Source organism: Streptomyces roseifaciens (assembly GCF_001445655.1).
Lineage (GTDB): Bacteria > Actinomycetota > Actinomycetes > Streptomycetales > Streptomycetaceae > Streptomyces > Streptomyces aureoversilis.
Window position 1 is genome coordinate 2016427 of the sequence record NZ_LNBE01000003.1, and the last position, 17272, is coordinate 2033698.

Below are 17272 nucleotides of genomic sequence, written 5' to 3' on the forward strand. Positions count from 1 at the left end.
GTGCCGTCTCTGTGGAGGACTCTCCGGGAATATGCCTACGCCCCGTCCCACCCCGATGCGCGGCGTCCCCTCCCGGTACCCGTCGTGCCACAAGGGAAACCTCATGCGCAGCGCACAGCCCGCACGCCGGCAAGGCACTGCATCAGGGAACGCCCCGATGACTGGAGGGCCATGGGACCGATGTTACGAGGCGGGGTAAGCAGCCGGTTCGCCGATATGATCAAGGCGAACATCAAGCACTGCACCCGAGAGTACAGGCGGCGCGAGGAAGCAGGCGTCGAACGTCTGGGCGGGGCCGCGAGCACGTCGCGGCGCGGCACGGTGGAGATCCGCGCGGTAGGCACGCTGGCGGGGCCACCGCGGGAGTTTCCCGAGCCGGACGGGCCCGGGGCCGCCCGGCTCGACGGACTCGAACAAGCGCTGGCCGGCATCGGAGAAACGTTCCCTTGCCTGGGCACCGACGTCGAGATGTGCCGGATGGCGGGCCGGATGCTGGAGGGCGCCTGGTACGAGCGGGCGTCGTCCGGCCCGCTTCCCGGGGAAGGCGCCGGACTCCGGATGCAGGACGCGTCCTGTTCGTGCGTCCTCTGCTCCCAGCTCCCGGAGCCGCCCCGCCGTCATCTGCGCGATTACGCCTGGCGCCGCAGCGACGGCCTGCCGCTCGCCGTGAAGACGTGGCCCTACCGGAAGGAGTTCGACTGCGTCCTGACCGGCGGCTGGGTGTGGAACCGGAGCTTGCAGGACGCCGAGACGGGCCTCGGTCTGCGGCACCGCTACGAGGACGACATCCTCACCTTCCCCGAGTACAAGCGGGCCGGCATGACGATGGACATCGCAGGCACGGCCCGGTGCGTCGAGGAGGGGCTGGCGGAGGACTTCAGCATCAACGGAGCGCGAGCACTGGTCAGTGGGCTCTTCACCGAGTACAAGCGCTGCGTGGACGAGTACTGGATCGGCCGTCACCGGGCGGGTTCGGTCTCGCTCCCGCAGTCCACGCCCCTGGACATGACCACGTACACCATGCTCCAGACCATGGACTGCCTGTGGTGGCACGTACCGCCCGACGACCAGCTCTGGCTGGAGGAGAACCTCACCACCCTGGTCCTCTCGCGCGTCGTGGACGACATGGTGGACGTCAGGGCCGACTCCGTCACCGGTGAGATCAACAACTTCTGGCTCGCCTCCATGCCCGTCCACGACAAGGCGGCCCTGGCGGCGTGCGTCATCGCGCTCAACAAGTACCAGTGCATGCCGGAAGCCCTCGGAGTGCTCTGGAACGTCGAGCTGGTCGGGAACACGGCCGTGTGGATGGCCCTGAACGGCCGTCACGCCCTGTGGTTCGACGGGATCACCGGCCGCACGCCCGCGGCGGACGACTGCGTGCTCTGCCGGCTCCAGCCGAACCCCTGCACCGGGCTGCTCACCTCGGGCGTGACCCTGCGGGTGGGTGAGCGGTTGGGAGTCCAGCGGCTCGGCCCGCGGGCGGCGGAACTTTCGGCCCGCTGCCGGAGCGTCCATCCCGAGGCGTGGGAGACGTTCCATGCCGAACTCGGGGCGTTCGAGGCCCTGCACGGCGAATGGCACGGCGACGTGGACACCACCTGGGAGATCCTGCGCCGCACCTACGTGGCGGGCGTGCTCGCCGGCCTCGCGGGCGGCGAGGGCGCGCGGGACGTCCAGGACGCCTCGGGGCCCCTGGGGGCGGACTTGTTCCACACCTTGAGCCTGGGCGGAGCACCGGGCTGGCGGGAGAACACCGCACTCCTCGTCTACATGTTCGGGTGCGCGCACCCGCACTTCTTGTGGAACACGCTCGGCCATGCGTGCACCTCGATGGGAGGGGACTGGCTGGACGGCTGAGGGAGCAATAGGGGTACGGCCCTCCCGGCGGTACGCGTCAGGAGGGCCGTGCGCGGCCCGTGCTCCGGGTGCGTAGTGGTAGGCACGCACGGAGGGGAGGGGACCGCGTTTCTCAGGGGCGCGGCCCCCCGGCGCGATGGCCGGACGGGCTGATGCCGCGTACGCGTTTGAAGGCCGTGCTGAACGCGAAGCCGTCCGCGTAACCGACTTCCTTCGCCACTGCCGTGACCGTGGCTCCTGGCGCGCGCAGCCGGTCGGCGGCCAAAGTCATCCGCCAGTCGGTGAGGTAGGTCAGGGGCGGCCTGCCGACCAGGGCCGAGAAGCGGCGGGCGAACGCGGTACGGGACATGCCCGCCTCGTCCGCGAGCGAGGCGACCGTCCACGGCCGGGCCGGTTCCTCGTGCAGCCTGCGCAGTACGTGCCCGATGTCGGGGTCGGCGAGGGCCCGGTAGCCGGGGGGCGGGGTGGCGCCCGGGTGAGCGAACCACGTGCGCAGGGCCCGTACGAGCAGCAGGTCCAGGAAGCGGTCCAGGACGACCTGCTGGCCCGGCTCGTCGTGCTCGACCTCGGCGGCGATCAGGTCGAGGAGTGCGGACAGGCCCGTGTCCGGGTGCACGATCGCGATCGGGGGCAGGGCGTCGAGCAGCGGCCGGCACAGGTCGCCCCCGACTCTGTATCCGGCGGTGACCAGGAGGTCCGTCCCGCTGTCCGCCGCGTTCCCGACGGTGCGGCCGGTCACTCGCCAGTTGCGCCCCGGATCTGCAGGGCCTGCAGGGCTTGCAGAGTCCGCCGGATCTGCCGGATCTCCGACGAGGGTGCAGCGGTCGTCGCCGTCGACGAGTACGCGCGGCCTGCTGCCCGGCCGGTCCGCCACCGTGTAGGGCGTGCGCGCCCGTACGAGCGCGATGCCGCCCCGCGGCAGCTCGACCGGGTCGCCCGCGTCGGGCACGAGCCACGCGTCACCGCGCAGCATCGCGCTGAGCGTGAGCGGTGCGGGCTCGGTGAACCGCATCCCCCAGGGCGGGACGCTCACCGTGCTGCAGAACACCGCCCCGCGTGCCCTGACTCCGGAGAGGTAGTCGTCGAGAAGATCCACACCGGAACGATACGAGATGAAACCGAGTTGCTGGAACGATCACAAATGGATCCGGTCGTATCGACCATGGATCGTTCCGTTCAGCCCGTATTGACTCATGGGCATGACACAGATCCTCGTGCTCGGCGCCACCGGCAAGACCGGCAGCCGCGTCGTCCCCCGCCTCAAGGCCCTCGGCCACACCGTCCGTTCCGCTTCCCGCTCGTCGGCACTCCGCTTCGACTGGACCGACCGATCCACCTGGGACCCGGCCCTGGCCGGCATGGAGGCCGTCTACTTCGTCCCGACCGAGACGCTCGGCATGCCCGAGCGCGCCGGGCTGGTGGGCCGCGCGAAGGCCGCCGGCGTCCGCCGGATCGTCCAGCTGTCGGTGCGCGGCCTTGACGCCGACGGCGGTGTACCGGAGACGGAGGCCGCGGTCCGGGAGTCGGGGCTCGAGTGGACGATGCTGCGCCCCTGCTGGTTCTCGCAGGACTTCGCCGCACCGGACTTCTTCCTGCCATCGGTCCTCGCCGGCGAGCTCACGACCCCCGCCGGGGACGGACGCGAACCGTTCATCGACGTGGAGGACATCGCGGACGTGGCGGTGGCCGCCCTCACCGGCGACGGCCACGCGGAGAAGGCCTACGACCTGTCCGGCCCCCGGGCACTCACCTTCGGCGAGGCCCTCGCCGTCATCGGCGACGCCGTCGGACGCGAGCTGCGCCACCGCCACCAGACCCCGGACGCCTACGTTGCTGCCCAGGTCGCGGCCGGCCACCCCGTCGCCGACGCCGAAGCCATCGCCTCCTTCCTGGACGGCATACGCCGAGGCGAGGACGACTACGTCAGCACCGGCGTGCAGGAGGCGCTCGGCCGCGCTCCGCGCTCCTTCGAGGAGTACGTGAGGGCGGCGGCGCCGACGGGCGTGTGGAACCCCTGATCACAGGGACGGACCGTGACCGGCTCCCTCGCGTACGGTGAGGGGCCGGTCCACCGGCACTACGGGCATCACCGAGATCACCGAGATCGCCGGGATCGCCGGGATCACCGGCACCAGCGCTGTCGCCGGCCGCGGCGTACGCAGGGGAACGGCAGGCCCGCGGCTCGCCGCGCCCACGGGGATGACCCCGGCTCTCCGGCTCCGGCCCCCGTCCGGCGGCCCCCCGCGCCGTCGCCTGACGTCCTCTGCAGCGCCCGTACGGCACCGCCCGGCGACGGTCGGCGCTCGCCCGGTGCCCACTCCCGCCCCGCCCCGCGCCGGTTTGTATTCTCGGGCAGGCGATCTCATCGACAGGCAGTCGACGACCGGCACCCGCGAGAGGAAACACCATGACCACCGAGCTGAGCCCCGACGCCCTGACCGGGCTCCTCGACCAGGCCCGCCGGGACTACCAGGACCTCGCGGGACGGGGCCTGTCGCTCGACCTCACCCGGGGCAAGCCGGCCCCCGAGCAGCTCGACCTCTCCGAGGACCTGCTGAGCCTGCCCGGTGGGCGCCACACCTCCGCAGACGGCACGGACGTGCGCAACTACGGCGGGCTGCAGGGGCTGCCCGAGCTCCGGGAGATCTTCGCCGGGGCGCTCCAGGTGCCGGCCGCCCAGCTCCTCGCGGCCGGGAACTCCAGCCTCGAGCTGATGCACGACTGCCTGGTGCACGCCCTGCTGAGCGTGCTGCCGGGCGCCGAGTCGCGCTGGGTGGAGCAGGAGCGCATCGCGTTCCTGTGCCCGGTCCCCGGCTACGACCGGCACTTCGCGCTCTGCGAGCGGTTCGGGATCGACATGATCCCGGTGCCGATGACCGCCGGGGGCCCGGACATGGACGTCGTCGAGCGGCTCGTCGCCGAGGACCCTGCGGTCAAGGGCATCTGGTGCGTACCGAAGTACAGCAACCCCGACGGCGTCTGCTACAGCGACGCGACCGTGGCACGGCTCGCCTCGATGACCACCGCCGCGCCCGACTTCCGGATCTTCTGGGACAACGCCTACGCCGTCCACCACCTCACCGACGAGCCCGTCGGGATCGCCGACCTGCTCGCCGCCTGCGCCGAGGCCGGGAACCCGGACCGGGCGTTCGTGTTCGGCTCCACCTCGAAGATCACCGCGGCGGGCGCGGGCGTCGCCTTCTTCGGCTCTTCGCCCGCGAACGTGCAGTGGCTGCTCGGCAACAACGCCAAGCGGTCGATCGGCCCCGACAAGGTCAACCAGCTGCGTCACGTGATGTTCCTGCAGGACGCCGAGGGACTGCAGGCCCACATGGAGCGCCAGCGCGCCCTGCTGCAGCCCAAGTTCGAGGCGGTCGCGCGGATCCTGGACGCCGAGCTCGGCGGCACCGGCCTCGCGACCTGGACCTCCCCCAAGGGCGGCTACTTCGTGACCCTCGAAGTGGAGGACGGCTGCGCCAAGGAGGTCGTGCGCCGTGCCGCCGAGGCGGGCATCGTGCTCACCCCGGCAGGCGCCACGCACCCCCACGGCGACGACCCGCGCGACGCGGTCATCCGTATCGCGCCCAGCTACCCCGGCCTCGCCGAACTGGAGCAGGCGATCGCAGGCCTCGCCGTCTGCGTCCGGCTCGTCGGCTACGAGCAGCGGGTCCGCTAGCCGGCGGAGTCCGGAGGCGGTCCGGCCCGAACCGGTCCGGCGTGAACCGGTCCGGCGTGACCGGTCCGGCCCGAACCGGCCTGATCCGGGCAAGGGCCGCCGCCACGGGAACGCACCCGTGGCGGCGGCCCGGTCCGGCTCATGGTCAAGGCGGTGGAAGTTGCCGCTGCGGCCGTTGCAAGGACCGTCTGCAGGCTTGCTCGGGTACGTCACCATGCCCGGCCTCGGTGGCGCGGCCAGGCGTGCGTACGCGTTGCAGCGCTCTTGCGCCGGACCGTCCGCGTGTAGTCGGCTGAGGCCCATGAGGCAGAGAAGCGTTGCCACGCTGATTGCCGTCGTGGCTATGGGGTCCCTTTTCGCAGGCTTACCAGGCTTACCGGGCGCACCGATTCCAGGCGCGCGAGCCGCCGAATCCGGCGCCGACGGTTCGACGTCGCCGACCGGGGCGCACCCGCCGGGGCCGGGCGTCGATCTCGACAGGGTGACAATCCCGGAGTTGCAGGCCCGTATGGCGGACGGATCGCTGACGTCGGCGGCCCTGACCGCCGCCTACCTGCGGCGGATCCAGACCGTCGATCCCAAGATCAACGCGGTGCTGCGCACCGACCCGACAGCCCTCCGCCAGGCGGCGGCCAGTGACGTCAGGCATCGGAACGGGCGCGTCCGGGGTCCGCTCGACGGCATTCCCGTCCTGCTCAAGGACAACGTGAACACCCGCGACATGCCCACGACGGCCGGGTCGCTGGCGCTGGCCGGGAGCCCGCCCCGCACCGACGCGGCTCTGGTGACGCGGCTGCGCGATGCGGGGGCGGTGATCCTCGGGAAGACCAACCTGTCCGAGTGGGCGAACTTCCGTGCCGCGAAGCCGACATCGGGGTGGTCGGCGGTGGGCGGGCAGACCGGCAATCCCTACGTGCTGGACAGGAACCCGTGCGGGTCGTCCTCCGGTTCGGCGGCCGCGCTCGCCGCGTCGTTGGCGCAGGTGGCGATCGGCACCGAGACGGACGGCTCCATCGTGTGCCCGGCCGGGATGAACGGGATCGTCGGCCACAAGCCCAGCCTCGGGCTGGTCAGCCAGGCCGGCGTGGTGCCGATCTCCGCCGAGCAGGACACCGCGGGGCCCATGGCGCGCCACGTCATCGATGCGGCGCTCACCCTGTCGGTGCTCCGTGGCGACGGCACCTCGCGCCCCGGCACCCGCGGCGCGCCCGACGCTCTCGGCAGCCTTACCGCCCCGGAAGAGTTGACGCGTCCGGGCCCCGGCGGCCTGCGCGGCAAACGGATCGGCCTGTGGCGGCTGCCCTCGCTCGGGCCGGAGGTGGACGCCTTGATGACCCGTACGGCGGACGAACTCCGCAGCGCGGGAGCCGAGGTCGTCCAGGTGACGCCCCCATATCAGGAGCGACTGGCCCAGCTCGAGTTCCCGGCCCTGCTGAGCGAGTTCCACCGGGACATCGACGCCTACCTCGCCACCCGCGACGGGCCCCGCAACCTCGCCGAGCTGATCGAGTTCAACCGCAGCCACCCCGCGGAGCGGACCTGCTTCGCCGGTCAGGAGCTCTTCGAGCGGGCCCTCGCCGCGCCTCCCACCACCGACCCGGGGTACCGGGCCGTGCGCGCCGAGCTGAAGGACCTTTCCCGGCGTTCCCTGGACGAGACCATGGCCGCCCACCGACTGGACGCCATCGCCGCGCCGACGAACCCGCCCGCCTGGACGACCGACTGCGGGCGCGGCGACAACGACGTGATCCCCTCATCCACCCCCGCAGCCGTCGCCGGGTACCCGTCGCTGTCGGTGCCCGCAGGGTTCGTGGGCAAGCTCCCCGTAGGCCTGCTCCTGATGGCCGGTGACCACCAGGACGCCGAGCTGCTGTCGCTGGGAGCCGCGGTGGAACACCGCCTGAAGGCCTGGCGAGCGCCGCGATACCTGCCGACCGTGGGGCCCGGCGCCTCCCGGTGAACTGCCCGGCGGCCTGGAGGGCCGGGCGCGACGGGAGCTGATCGAGCGCCGCCGCCCCGCCCGCAGGACTCCTGCGAGCGGGGCGGCGGCGCTCACGGAGGCGACCGGTTCCGTCACCTGGCACCCGGGCGCTCAAGGCGCGGGGCGAGGCCCTTACGATCTCCGGTGGGTCGTGGAGGCCGGGCGCGCTTGTGAGAGCGACGCAGGTCATAGCCACGGACGGAACCGGTGGAGGGCTTTGCCCCTCCACATGGGCGGAAACACATGGTCATGTCCTTCGGGGCAGCAGCAGGAATGTCCGGAGTGACGTGATGACGCAAGCGAGCAGCGGGATCTATCAGGCAGAGGGGTACGTCCGCGCGCGCCGCGCCAAGCGATGGACCATCGTGCTGGTGTCCCTGGCCGTCGTCGGGCTGATAGCCACCGGCGTGCTCAAATACCTCAAGATCGGTCCGTTCTCCGACAAGGGGGCGCCGGTCAGCTTCGGCCAGGAGCAGGCCGCGGGCGGCGCCAGTGGCAGCGGCGGCGGTCAGGCCGGTGGCGCGAACGGCGCGCAGAAGCCGGACTCCAAGATCCTGATGCCGACCGGGCCCGCCGCCGACTTCAAGAATTCCGAGACCCTCGGTGACGGCACGCACATCGCCGTCACCACGCTGGAGGGCAAGAAGTCCGGTTTCACGGGCAAGGTGTGGGTCTGGGCTCCCAAGGAGTACAAGGACCCGAAGTTCAAGGACCATGGTTTCCCGGTCCTGATCGCCCTGCCCGGCGGCCCCGGTTTCCCGAACAACTACTGGATGGGCACCAACCTCAAGCTCCAGTCGTCGATCACCAAGTGGCACGCCGAGGGCAAGAGCAAGCCGTTCCTCCTGGCCATGCCGGTCCTCAACCCCAAGAACAACGGTACGTACTGGGATGGAAGCGACATTCCGGGTCAGCCGAAGATGGGCACCTGGCTGACCGAGGACGTACCGGACTTGATGAAGGCCAACTTCCGCACGATCAAGTCGCGCGACGGCTGGGCGTTCATGGGCTCCTCCTCCGGCGGCTTCGCCGGAATGAAGGCCGTGCTGAAGCACCCGGACAAGTTCAAGGCCGCGATCGCCTCCGGCCCGGACTTCTTCCCGGACTCCCCGCTGTGGAAGGGTCACGACAAGGAGCGGGACGAGAACGACCCCAAGCTGCTCGCGAAGGACCTGATCGCCCGAAAGGGCCCCGACGTCTACATCGCCTTCCAGTACGGCACGCGCGAGGACCCTATCACCATCAACGGGGTCAAGAACTTCGTGGCGCAGTACGGGAACGGCCCCGTGCACACCTCGGTCAAGGAGATCCCGGGCGGCAAGCACGACGCCGCCACGTACGTCCCGAGCATGGGCCAGGGCCCGATCCAGTTCATCAGCGAACAGCTGTCGGACCCCATTCCGGCATTCTGAGCGGACGCTTCCTCCCTCCATCCATCCATCGCCTCGGCCCCGGCCGGTTGCTTGAGCAACCCGCCGGGGCCGAGGCGGTTCGGTAAGGGCGGAGCGGCGTGTCGCTCAGTCGCCGAGGGCGAGGTGGACGCCGAAGCCGGCGATGACCGTGCCGCTGATCCGGTCCAGGATCCGCCGCGCCGAGGGCCGCCGCAGGCTGGTGCGGAGCGCCCGGGCGAATGCGATCAGTACGCCCGACCAGAGGGTCGCGAGCAGGATGTGCACGCCGGCCAGCATCGTGCCGGCCACTACGTGCGAGGCGCCGGCCGGGATGAACTGCGGCAGGACGGCCACGTAGAAGGCGCCCATCTTGGGGTTGAGCAGGTTGGTCATGGTGCCCCGGCGCCAGCCGCCCCGGAAGCTGTCCCCCGCGTCCTGCTTGCCTGGTGTGTGCGCGGCGTCGGGGGAGTCGGGGCCGGTGCCGGGTTCGGTGCCGGCCTGCCGGCGCAGGGCCGGTATGAGGATCCGGCCTCCCATCCACACCAGATACGCGGCTCCTGCCCAGCGGAGGATCGTGTAGGCGAGGTGGGACGCGGTCAGGACGGCGGTGATGCCGAGCGAGCTGAGCACTCCCCAGAGGAGGGTTCCCGTCTGGATGCCGAGGACCACACCCCAGACGCGTCTGTGGTGCCCCACGGCGGCGGTGCGCAGGATGAGGGCGGTGTCGAGGCCGGGCGTGAGCGTGAGGAGTCCGACGATCAGCGCGAAGGACCCCAGTGCGGAGACAGTGATCATGAAGGTTCACTGTACTGCCGGAGTCGCCAACTCCCCATTTTCTGCCCGAAGTCGGGCAGAAAACTCTTGTATCGTCTGCTGAATGACGGGTGTGGTGGGGATCATCGAGAGTATTTGGCGCTATCCGATCAAATCGACGGGCGGCGAGCGGCTGCAGCGAGCGGACGTCGACATGCGGGGCCTGGCGGGCGACCGCCTGTTCGCGGTACGCGACGAGGAGGGCCGGTTCGGCTCGGGAAAGAACACCCGGCGCTTTCGCCGTATGCCTGGCCTGCTCCAGCTGCGCTCCCGCTACCCGTACGGGCCGGCAGAACGGCCCGAGCTGCTGGATCCGCAGGGTGCGCCCGTTCCGGAGCCGACCGCTTACCTCCGCCGGTACCTCGGCCGGAGCGACGTCGAACTGGCCCGCGAAGACACGGTCTCCCACTTCGACCAGCTCCCCCTCAGCATCCTGACCACCGCCACCCTCGACTGGGTACGCTCGGCCGTTCCCGGCGTCCCGGCCGACGAGCGGCGCTTCCGCCCGAACCTCCTGGTGCGTACGCCTCCGGGCGCCCGGCCCTTCGTGGAGGACGAGTGGTTCGGGTGCAAGGCATGGATCGGCGACGGCCTGTGCGTGGAGTTCGTGCGCTCCAGCGAACGGTGCGTGATGACCAACGAGGCCCAGCAGGACCTCCCGCACTCCCCGCTGATCCTGCGGGCGATCGCGAAGGCGCACGACGCGCGGCTGGACGCCCTGGCCACGGTCGTGGCGCCCGGCCGGGTGGATTCCGGGGACCTCGTCACTCTCATCTGACGAGGGTCACGGCGTCTCCCGTCGTGGAATGCCCGGCTCGGATTGACCTTGCCCCCGAGGGCAAGGTTTAGCGTTCTGCGAGGTCGAGGCGGAAGTGGAGGGCATGCGGTATGCGTATCGGTGAGCTGGCCCGCCGCGCGGGGGTGACGACCAAGGCGGTGCGCTACTACGAATCGCTGGGATTGATCACTGCCCGGCGGCTGGCCAACGGCTACCGGGACTACGACGAGAACGACGTACGACTCGCGCAGGAGATCCGGGTGCTCAGAGGCCTCGGGATCCCGGCGGAGCGCACTCGGCCGTTCCTGGACTGCCTCGAAGCCGGCCGTCGGCACGCCGACGACTGCCCGGCCTCACTGGCCGGATACCGGGACGCCATTGACGAGCTCACGGAGCGGATCGACGCACTCACCGCCCGGCGGGCGGTGCTGATCTCGCACCTCCAGGAAGCGGCTCACCGGAACAGCAGCGTCGCACCGGTCCACGTGACCGCCCGGCCCGACCGGCCCGACCACCTGACGGAGGACCCGATGAACGACTACTTGAGCCTGCCCGCCGACCTGCCCGTCCCCGAGGACGACGGCGCGGCCGGCCATCTGCCCGGCATGAAGGCCCCGTCCATGGCCTTTGCGGGTACGGCGGGCGAGACGATCCGTATCGACGCGCTCGGCGCGGGCCGAACGGTGATCTACATCTACCCGCTCACCGGCCGCCCGGGCACCGACCTTCCCGAAGGCTGGGACTCGACCCCCGGCGCACGCGGCTGCACCCCCGAGTCGTGCGGATTCCGTGACCACTACCAGGACCTGCTGGCTGCCGGCGCAGCCGACGTGTTCGGCCTGTCCAGCCAGGACACCGAGTACCAGCGTGAGGTCGTGGAGCGGCTCCGCCTGCCGTTCCAGATGCTGTCCGACCCCGCGTTGGACCTGGCCCGGACGCTCCGCCTGCCCACGTTCGAGATCAGCGGGATGACGCTCTACAGGAGGCTGACGCTGATCATCCGCGACGGCGTGATCGAGCACGTCTTCCATCCGGTCTTCCCGCCGAACGAGCATGCGGAGCAGGTCCTGACCTGGCTACGCGACAACCCTCTGTAGGACGGCCACCGCATCCACCGCCACGGGCACAGGCACAGGCACAGGCACAGCGTTCCCGGCTCCCGGTGCCAGGTCGGGCGTCGGGCTATGCGGTTCGGCTGATGGTGATCTCGCCGGCGCTGTACGAGGAGTCGGTGCCGAGATGAACGCTGCCCGAATCGCCTCTGCCGAAGGGGGAGAGGTCGAGCGGTACGTGATAGTGCGCCCGTACGCGTACGCCGATCCGGCTGATGGCAGGGCATGCGTCGAGGACGGCGGAGGCCGAGAGGTATGCGGCGTGCTGGGACGAGGAGCTCTCCTGGTCGGTGACGGAGTCCATGAACGCCCGCAGCGCCTCGGTCCGGCACTGGTCGTAGTCCTCGCCTTCCCCCCGCGCGCCGTATTCCCACCACATGTCACCGGACAAATGCAGGACCCGGTCCTGCGTGTTCACCTGCTCGGTGAGGGTGTACTCGTCGGCGAGGAATCCGGTGAAGCTCGATCCGGTCGTCACCGCTCGATGGAGACCGCTGATACCACTCACGACGCCGGTCGGCTGCCCGCGTCGGGCCGTCGCGTCGGCGGTCCACCGGTCCGAGGGGTTCGTCGTGAACGTGTGGCGGCTGTGGGGGACCCGGGCCCACGGGTATTCGACGACGCCGACCCTGGCGGCGGTTGCCGCGGGGCACGCCTCGATCAGGCGCTCCGCCAGTGCTGCGGCCAGTTGCTCGACAGCGGAATCCAGGTGGTCGTGCAGGAAGGCCGAGGCGGTGTTCGCCATGCTGCGGGTCGGCAGGAGGCACGAGTTGTCGCCTTTGACGAAGGCGGGGGCGAAGTCGCCCTCGAGCGTCATCGTCAGCTGAAGATCGCGGGCCCGGTGAGCGGAGGTGCCGGGTCCGACACCGAGGAGGCGGAGGTCGTGTCGTCCGTATTGCGTGGACACCACTTGAGGCATCGGTCGCCCTTCCCGGGTGTTACGTGCGCCGGCTCTTGCCGGACGGCTGGTTGCGGGTGGTCGCGGGTGGGTCGCGGGTGCCGCGGTGACACGGTCTTCACGGATGGATCTGCAACTGCACCCTGCCCCCGGATCGCTGGAGCCCCTCAGGCGTCAAGCAGGCCGTCGGCAGAGAACCGGGCAGGAGCGCGACGGTGCGTTCGGCCTTACTGCCCTTGCCCCGGCCCTCGGTGACCGTGCCGTTCATTCTGACGACGGTGATACCGGCGACCCTGCCGGCGGATGTGCTGTAGGAGATCTCCGACGCGCTCCCGTCCCCGTAGCGCACGGACTCCTGCGCCTGACCGGAGTTGAGCGTCAGGCACGTGCTCGCCGATGAGTGACCGGAGAGGCTGCTGGTGGCCGTGAGCACCCGCCCCGGTCCGGCCCCGCACCGGTAGGCGGTCTGCGCCCGAACGTCCGTCGGCCGCGGTGTGAGCGTCAGCCCAGGGCTGAAGGCGATGGATTCTTCCCCGGCACAGACAATCGCTTCCGCGTCGTGGGCATGGGCGGATGGCACCCAGCCCAGCGATGTGGCGACGAGCGCCGCAGCGCACATGACCACCTCAGTAGAACGTCGTCCCAGCGTCACCAGACCTCCAGCGGCAGGAGCTACGACGCGCCTCTCGCGGCGCATTCACCTGCCGCTTCCTACCCTTGGACCGCATTCGCCAGCGCCAAGCTCTGGAGGTGCGGCAGCGCGACCGTGCGCCCGCCCCTCGGCGTGCACGCCCCGGAGCGCGGCAGTGGTCCAGCGCCAGGCCGCCGGATTCCGACGTGTCAGATCCATGTGCGGTAGCCCCGTCAGTGACGTGCCGGCCACCTTCACCAGTACCTGCCCCGCACCCGGGAGGGGCCGCTCGGTCAATCGGTAGGGGGCGACACGCGGCGGGGGCGCGCTACGAGTTCGCCGCCGCAGTTGGGGCAGATGTCCTGCATCGCGTCGCTGCAGGGCACACAGAACGTGCACTCGTGCGAGCAGATACGGGCGGGCGAGTCCTGCGGCAGCGTCGTGGTCTCACATCGTTCGCAGAGGTTGCGCATCTCCAAAGACATGACTCTCCTGGTGCGTTCGGGCATCCGCCGCCTGGTCGGCAGCTCCGGATGGAATGGATTCGGATGCCCATCCTCGGCGCAGTGATCTTGGCCTGAAAGCATCGGCAGGGCCAGCTTTACGCAAGATCCGGCCAGCGCGAGGTCGTGAGTCCCGGACGTAGCGCAAGCGCCGGCCGGCCGGGACTCACTCCACTGACCTGGCTGAGGTCAGGCGTCCTCGGCCTTGGGCGCGGCCTGCTGAACGACCTCGAAGGACCACAGGGTCGACCCGGACGCGGCCGGCTTCTGCTTGGGGGCGCCGTCGCCGCCTCCCTGGTGCGCGGCCTTCATCGGGCCCTCCATCCACGCCTGGAAGTCCTCCTCGCTGCGCCAGCGGGTGTAGACCAGGTAGGTGTCCGTCCCCTCGACGGGGCGGAGGAGTTCGAACCACTCGAAGCCGTCGGAGCTCTCGACGGAGCCGGCGCGGGCCGCGAAGCGCTGCTCCAGGACCTCTCGCTGTTCGGCCGGGACGTTCAGCACGTTGATCTTCACAACACTCATGGGCCTATCCTGCCGCACCCTCGGAAGGGATCCTGCCAGGGGGTGCCAGTGGCGCATACCGGACATCCCGTTACGGCCGCGACGGCCCGGACCGTGGGCCGGTCCGGGCCGTCGCGTACCTACTGTGAAGTGCGATGCCGCGTGGTCAGCAGCGCCCTGTCGTGAGTGCTCCGCAGTGCCCTGTCGTCAGGCTCTGCTCTGCCGTCACATGCCGCAGAAGGGCGGGATGATGTTCTTGTGGGCCACCCAGCCGCGGGCACCCTTGGACAGGCCGCCCTTGCTCTTGGCCTTCAGCTCGACGTTGTCCCAGCCGCCGGACGAGCGGAGGATGCGGATCGGGTCCCCGAAGTACAGCTGGCCCTTGACCGCGCCCGAGGTGCTGGCCTTGGTGCGCAGGCGGGTGCCGTCGGTGTAGATCATGGCGTTGTCCGCGTGGCACGCCTTGGTGCTCGCGGCGGCCTGGGTGGCGGCCGCGGGGGCGGCCTGGGCCGGGGCGGCCAGGGCCGCGGTGGCGCCGATGAGGGCGACGGTGGTGAGTGCGAGGGATATGCGTCGCACGGGTCCTCCGGAGGTGGTTCTTGTGGTGCGGCGGATGCCGCGTGATCACCCTAGGCGGCTCGGGGGAACCGTCCGGCGGCGATCTTGTCACGTCCCTGTCACGACCTGCCCACGGGGATGTCAGGCGTGCCGGCAAACCCGGAAACAGGCGCCCCCCCGGCCCCCGCTCCCTGGCCCCCACCCCCCGGCTCAGCGGCCAAGTGAGGGAATTTCCCTGTGCGCCCCGCTGGGCGACCGCGGCTTCGGCATGGGTCCGCCCTAGCGTCAAGCATGTGATCAGGCAAAGAATCATCGTCTCGGCGGCGGTGTGCTGCTGCATCGCCGCGACCGCCCTGGACGCCCGGGCCGCACGGCTGCCGCTGAAGTGGCAGCAGGTCGGCACCGGCATCACAGGGGGCGTAAGTGGCATGGCGGTGGCCAGGAGCCGGCCGGATGGCCGAGGGTCGGCCGACTTGGTCGTGGTCCGGGACAACAAGAAGCCGGGTGAGAGCCGGGTGGCCACCGTACGGCTGCGGCCCGGCAAGGAACCGGTCACGAAAGAGCTCACCTGGCGCGGATCCCTGCCCGAGGACCTGGAAGCCATCGACGCGGTGCCGGGCAGGCCGGGCCACTACATCGCACTGGCCAGCCGGGGCACGGCGTACGAGGTCGTCGTGAAGGGGAAGACGGCGACGGTCCACGGCAGTCCCGTCGGACTTCCCGGCAAGGCCCAGGGGGACAACTACGAGAGCTTCGCTCTCTGGCGCCGTCCTTCGGGCGGCGGCCTGTTCGCGGTGTGGGCCACACGGGGCAAGGGCAGCGAAAAGGCCGTGGTGCGCGCCGCCCCGGCAGCCGTCGACCGGAACGGGCTCCGCATCGGCACACCAACCGTCCGGAGGGAGTTCGCCGTGCCATTCCCCAACCAGGACGAGGTACGGCACATCAGCGACCTCAAGATCCTGGCCGACGGGACGGTGCTGGTGTCCTCGGCCTCCGACCCCAACGTGGACGACGGACCGTTCAGCTCGGCGGTCTACAAGGCGGGACGGCTGTCCGCGAACGGCCCCCGCCGGGCCGGACTGAACCTCAGGGACACGAAGAACCTCTCCGCTCTGCGCAAGTTCACCCGGCAGGACAACCGCAAGATCGAAGCCATCGCCTTCCTGCCCAGGGGGTCGGCGATCTGGGGCACCGACGACGAGAACCACGGAGGATACGTCGGGGTCGATCAAGTCGGCATCAATCGGCGGTGACGCGGTAGGCGGCGGTAGGCACACGGCACGCCGTTCCGTCGTTCCGTCGCCCCATCGTCCCGTCATGGCCCCATGCGCTCAGCCGGAGGCAGCGGCCCCGTTGGCCCGGTAGACGTCGATCGCCCGGGCCAGGGGATCGTAGACCAGCCCGTAGCGGTCGTTGACCAGCGAAGGGGAGACCGGACCGATGTCCGTACGCAGGTCGCTGCCCGTGCGGGCGTCCAGGGTCATGGCCTGATCGGCCTGGGCGTAGACCACCCCGTGCCACGCCGAAGTGATCTCGGGGGCCGTGCGGTCGGCCGTCTCGTCGGGCAGGCGCCACAGGACGCGGGCGGTGTGCACGTCCACGGCCCACGCGGCCGCCTCGCCGGAACCGTCGGCTCCGGCGCAGACCGTCGTGTTCCAGCCGTCGTAGTGGCACCTGTACAGGGAGGCGTCGCCCGAGTCCAGGCGGGTCGTGCCGGTTACGGGGTCGATCAGCAGGGTGCCGCCGGCCGTGGTTCCGTCGGCCCAGGTCAGTCCGGGGCCGGGGTCCGACGTCAGGGCGTCGCCCAGTCGGAGGTTTCGCTTCCACAGCTGGTCGCCGTCAGAGGTGGCCTTGCCCGCGAAGTCGCCGTCGCCGCGCACGCCGACGGCCACCGACTGTTCCAGGTCCACTCCCTTGAAGTCGGCGTCGGTCCAGATGACTTGGCCGGTTCGGGTGTCGAGCAGGGCGGACAGGGGAGGAGTCTGCGCATATCCCTGCTCGTACGAGGCGACGAGTACGTGCCGGGTGTCGGCGCCGACCACATGAGGGGCTGCCTCGGCCGGCACGTCCTTGCCGCCGGGGATCTCGCGCGACCACAGGCTCCTGCCGGTGCGGGCGTCCAGCGCGACGACGGTGATTCCGCGCCGGTCGGCGTAAGTGCCGCTGCCCTGTTCCGTGGTGGCGAAGGCGCCGATCACCTTGTCGCCGACCAGGCGGGGCGCTTGGGCGACGGTGTCGCCGTTCGGTACGGCTGTGTGCCAGACGGGCTCACCGGAGTCGAGCCCGTAGGCGGTGATGCCGACGTCGTCCCGGTCATAGGCGTAGGCGAGGTGGGCGCCCAGTGCCACCATGTCGGCGACGTCGCCTTCGCCGAACGTGGAGGGCCAGGCGCCCTGGAACGTGGTGGTGGGGGTCATCGGCAAGGACCCGGCCGGGGCCGTCGGCTTCGTCGTCCGTACGCTCTCGGGGTGCTCACCCTTGCTGCCGCACGCGGCTACGGCGCACAGCAACCCCGCAACAGCCAAGGCAGTACGCAGGCGCCGCCGTTCGGGCTTACGCCGGTTCGCGGA

The 17272-nt window shown here is 70.7% G+C and carries 16 protein-coding genes; 8 read left to right on the top strand and 8 right to left on the bottom strand.

Translation table 11 applies throughout. The features are described 5' to 3' along the window. The first annotated feature begins 216 nt into the window (after positions 1-216). On the top strand, positions 217-1860 hold the full coding sequence (locus AS857_RS14445; RefSeq protein WP_058043498.1) for a hypothetical protein: 1644 nt from the start codon (positions 217-219) through the stop codon (positions 1858-1860). A gap of 112 nt (positions 1861-1972) precedes the next feature. Here AS857_RS14445 and AS857_RS14450 read toward each other — a convergent pair whose 3' ends face one another. Next, positions 1973-2956 (bottom strand): AraC family transcriptional regulator, encoded by a 984-nt coding sequence (locus AS857_RS14450; RefSeq protein ID WP_058043499.1) that lies wholly within the window; start codon positions 2954-2956, stop codon positions 1973-1975. Between the two features lie 103 nt (positions 2957-3059). Here AS857_RS14450 and AS857_RS14455 point away from each other — a divergent pair, with 103 nt between their 5' ends. The 4 genes from AS857_RS14455 (at position 3060) to AS857_RS14470 (ending at position 8929) form a co-directional block, all read left to right on the top strand. Continuing rightward, the gene (locus tag AS857_RS14455) at positions 3060-3878 is read left to right on the top strand and encodes an NAD(P)H-binding protein (protein WP_063804319.1); all 819 of its coding nucleotides are present in this window, start codon (positions 3060-3062) and stop codon (positions 3876-3878) included. Between the two features lie 389 nt (positions 3879-4267). Further along, the gene (locus tag AS857_RS14460; RefSeq protein ID WP_058043501.1) at positions 4268-5536 is read left to right on the top strand and encodes an aspartate aminotransferase type Ic; all 1269 of its coding nucleotides are present in this window, start codon (positions 4268-4270) and stop codon (positions 5534-5536) included. 301 nt (positions 5537-5837) lie between these two features. Beyond that, positions 5838-7496, top strand: coding sequence for an amidase (locus tag AS857_RS14465; protein WP_058043502.1), 1659 nt, complete (start codon positions 5838-5840; stop codon positions 7494-7496). Between the two features lie 311 nt (positions 7497-7807). Then, a complete protein-coding gene (locus AS857_RS14470; RefSeq protein ID WP_079110327.1) occupies positions 7808-8929 on the top strand; it encodes an alpha/beta hydrolase in 1122 nt (373 codons plus the stop codon). Positions 8930-9034: 105 nt separating this feature from the next. On the opposite strand, the gene AS857_RS14475 is transcribed toward AS857_RS14470, so the two are convergent. Further along, positions 9035-9703 carry a LysE family translocator gene (locus AS857_RS14475; protein WP_058043503.1) on the bottom strand — a complete coding sequence of 223 codons (669 nt, stop codon included), beginning with the start codon at positions 9701-9703 and terminating at the stop codon, positions 9035-9037. 82 nt (positions 9704-9785) lie between these two features. Between AS857_RS14475 and AS857_RS14480 the strand changes: the two genes are divergently transcribed. Both AS857_RS14480 and AS857_RS14485 read left to right on the top strand, forming a co-directional pair. Further along, on the top strand, positions 9786-10499 hold the full coding sequence (locus AS857_RS14480; protein WP_058043504.1) for an MOSC domain-containing protein: 714 nt from the start codon (positions 9786-9788) through the stop codon (positions 10497-10499). A 110-nt stretch (positions 10500-10609) separates the two neighbouring features. Continuing rightward, positions 10610-11596, top strand: a complete 987-nt coding sequence (locus AS857_RS14485) for a MerR family transcriptional regulator (RefSeq protein ID WP_058043505.1) — start codon at positions 10610-10612, stop codon at positions 11594-11596. An 85-nt stretch (positions 11597-11681) separates the two neighbouring features. On the opposite strand, the gene AS857_RS14490 is transcribed toward AS857_RS14485, so the two are convergent. The 5 genes from AS857_RS14490 to AS857_RS14505 form a co-directional block, all read right to left on the bottom strand. Continuing rightward, a complete protein-coding gene (locus AS857_RS14490) occupies positions 11682-12518 on the bottom strand; it encodes a tunnelling fold family protein (protein WP_160330232.1) in 837 nt (278 codons plus the stop codon). Between the two features lie 109 nt (positions 12519-12627). Next, the gene (locus tag AS857_RS14495) at positions 12628-13161 is read right to left on the bottom strand and encodes a hypothetical protein (protein ID WP_144440814.1); all 534 of its coding nucleotides are present in this window, start codon (positions 13159-13161) and stop codon (positions 12628-12630) included. 272 nt (positions 13162-13433) lie between these two features. Then, positions 13434-13625, bottom strand: a complete 192-nt coding sequence (locus tag AS857_RS37580; protein ID WP_079110329.1) for a DUF1272 domain-containing protein — start codon at positions 13623-13625, stop codon at positions 13434-13436. Between the two features lie 207 nt (positions 13626-13832). Continuing rightward, the gene (locus AS857_RS14500) at positions 13833-14165 is read right to left on the bottom strand and encodes an antibiotic biosynthesis monooxygenase family protein (protein ID WP_058043508.1); all 333 of its coding nucleotides are present in this window, start codon (positions 14163-14165) and stop codon (positions 13833-13835) included. A gap of 204 nt (positions 14166-14369) precedes the next feature. Beyond that, positions 14370-14723 (bottom strand): SH3 domain-containing protein, encoded by a 354-nt coding sequence (locus AS857_RS14505; RefSeq protein ID WP_058043509.1) that lies wholly within the window; start codon positions 14721-14723, stop codon positions 14370-14372. Between the two features lie 272 nt (positions 14724-14995). Between AS857_RS14505 and AS857_RS14510 the strand changes: the two genes are divergently transcribed. Beyond that, a complete protein-coding gene (locus AS857_RS14510; protein ID WP_144440815.1) occupies positions 14996-15955 on the top strand; it encodes a hypothetical protein in 960 nt (319 codons plus the stop codon). A 78-nt stretch (positions 15956-16033) separates the two neighbouring features. Here AS857_RS14510 and AS857_RS14515 read toward each other — a convergent pair whose 3' ends face one another. Further along, positions 16034-17119 carry an outer membrane protein assembly factor BamB family protein gene (locus AS857_RS14515; RefSeq protein ID WP_058043511.1) on the bottom strand — a complete coding sequence of 362 codons (1086 nt, stop codon included), beginning with the start codon at positions 17117-17119 and terminating at the stop codon, positions 16034-16036. Positions 17120-17272: the final 153 nt, after the last annotated feature.

Coding starts and splice junctions, on each gene's coding strand:
- AS857_RS14460 (WP_058043501.1), top strand. CDS start 4,268: ATGACCACCGAGCTGAGCCCCGACGCCCTGACCGGGCTCCTCGACCAG.
- AS857_RS14455 (WP_063804319.1), top strand. CDS start 3,060: ATGACACAGATCCTCGTGCTCGGCGCCACCGGCAAGACCGGCAGCCGC.
- AS857_RS14445 (WP_058043498.1), top strand. CDS start 217: ATGATCAAGGCGAACATCAAGCACTGCACCCGAGAGTACAGGCGGCGC.
- AS857_RS14480 (WP_058043504.1), top strand. CDS start 9,786: ATGACGGGTGTGGTGGGGATCATCGAGAGTATTTGGCGCTATCCGATC.
- AS857_RS14500 (WP_058043508.1), bottom strand. CDS start 14,165: ATGAGTGTTGTGAAGATCAACGTGCTGAACGTCCCGGCCGAACAGCGA.
- AS857_RS37580 (WP_079110329.1), bottom strand. CDS start 13,625: ATGTCTTTGGAGATGCGCAACCTCTGCGAACGATGTGAGACCACGACG.
- AS857_RS14475 (WP_058043503.1), bottom strand. CDS start 9,703: ATGATCACTGTCTCCGCACTGGGGTCCTTCGCGCTGATCGTCGGACTC.
- AS857_RS14470 (WP_079110327.1), top strand. CDS start 7,808: ATGACGCAAGCGAGCAGCGGGATCTATCAGGCAGAGGGGTACGTCCGC.
- AS857_RS14515 (WP_058043511.1), bottom strand. CDS start 17,119: ATGACCCCCACCACCACGTTCCAGGGCGCCTGGCCCTCCACGTTCGGC.
- AS857_RS14485 (WP_058043505.1), top strand. CDS start 10,610: ATGCGTATCGGTGAGCTGGCCCGCCGCGCGGGGGTGACGACCAAGGCG.
- AS857_RS14465 (WP_058043502.1), top strand. CDS start 5,838: ATGAGGCAGAGAAGCGTTGCCACGCTGATTGCCGTCGTGGCTATGGGG.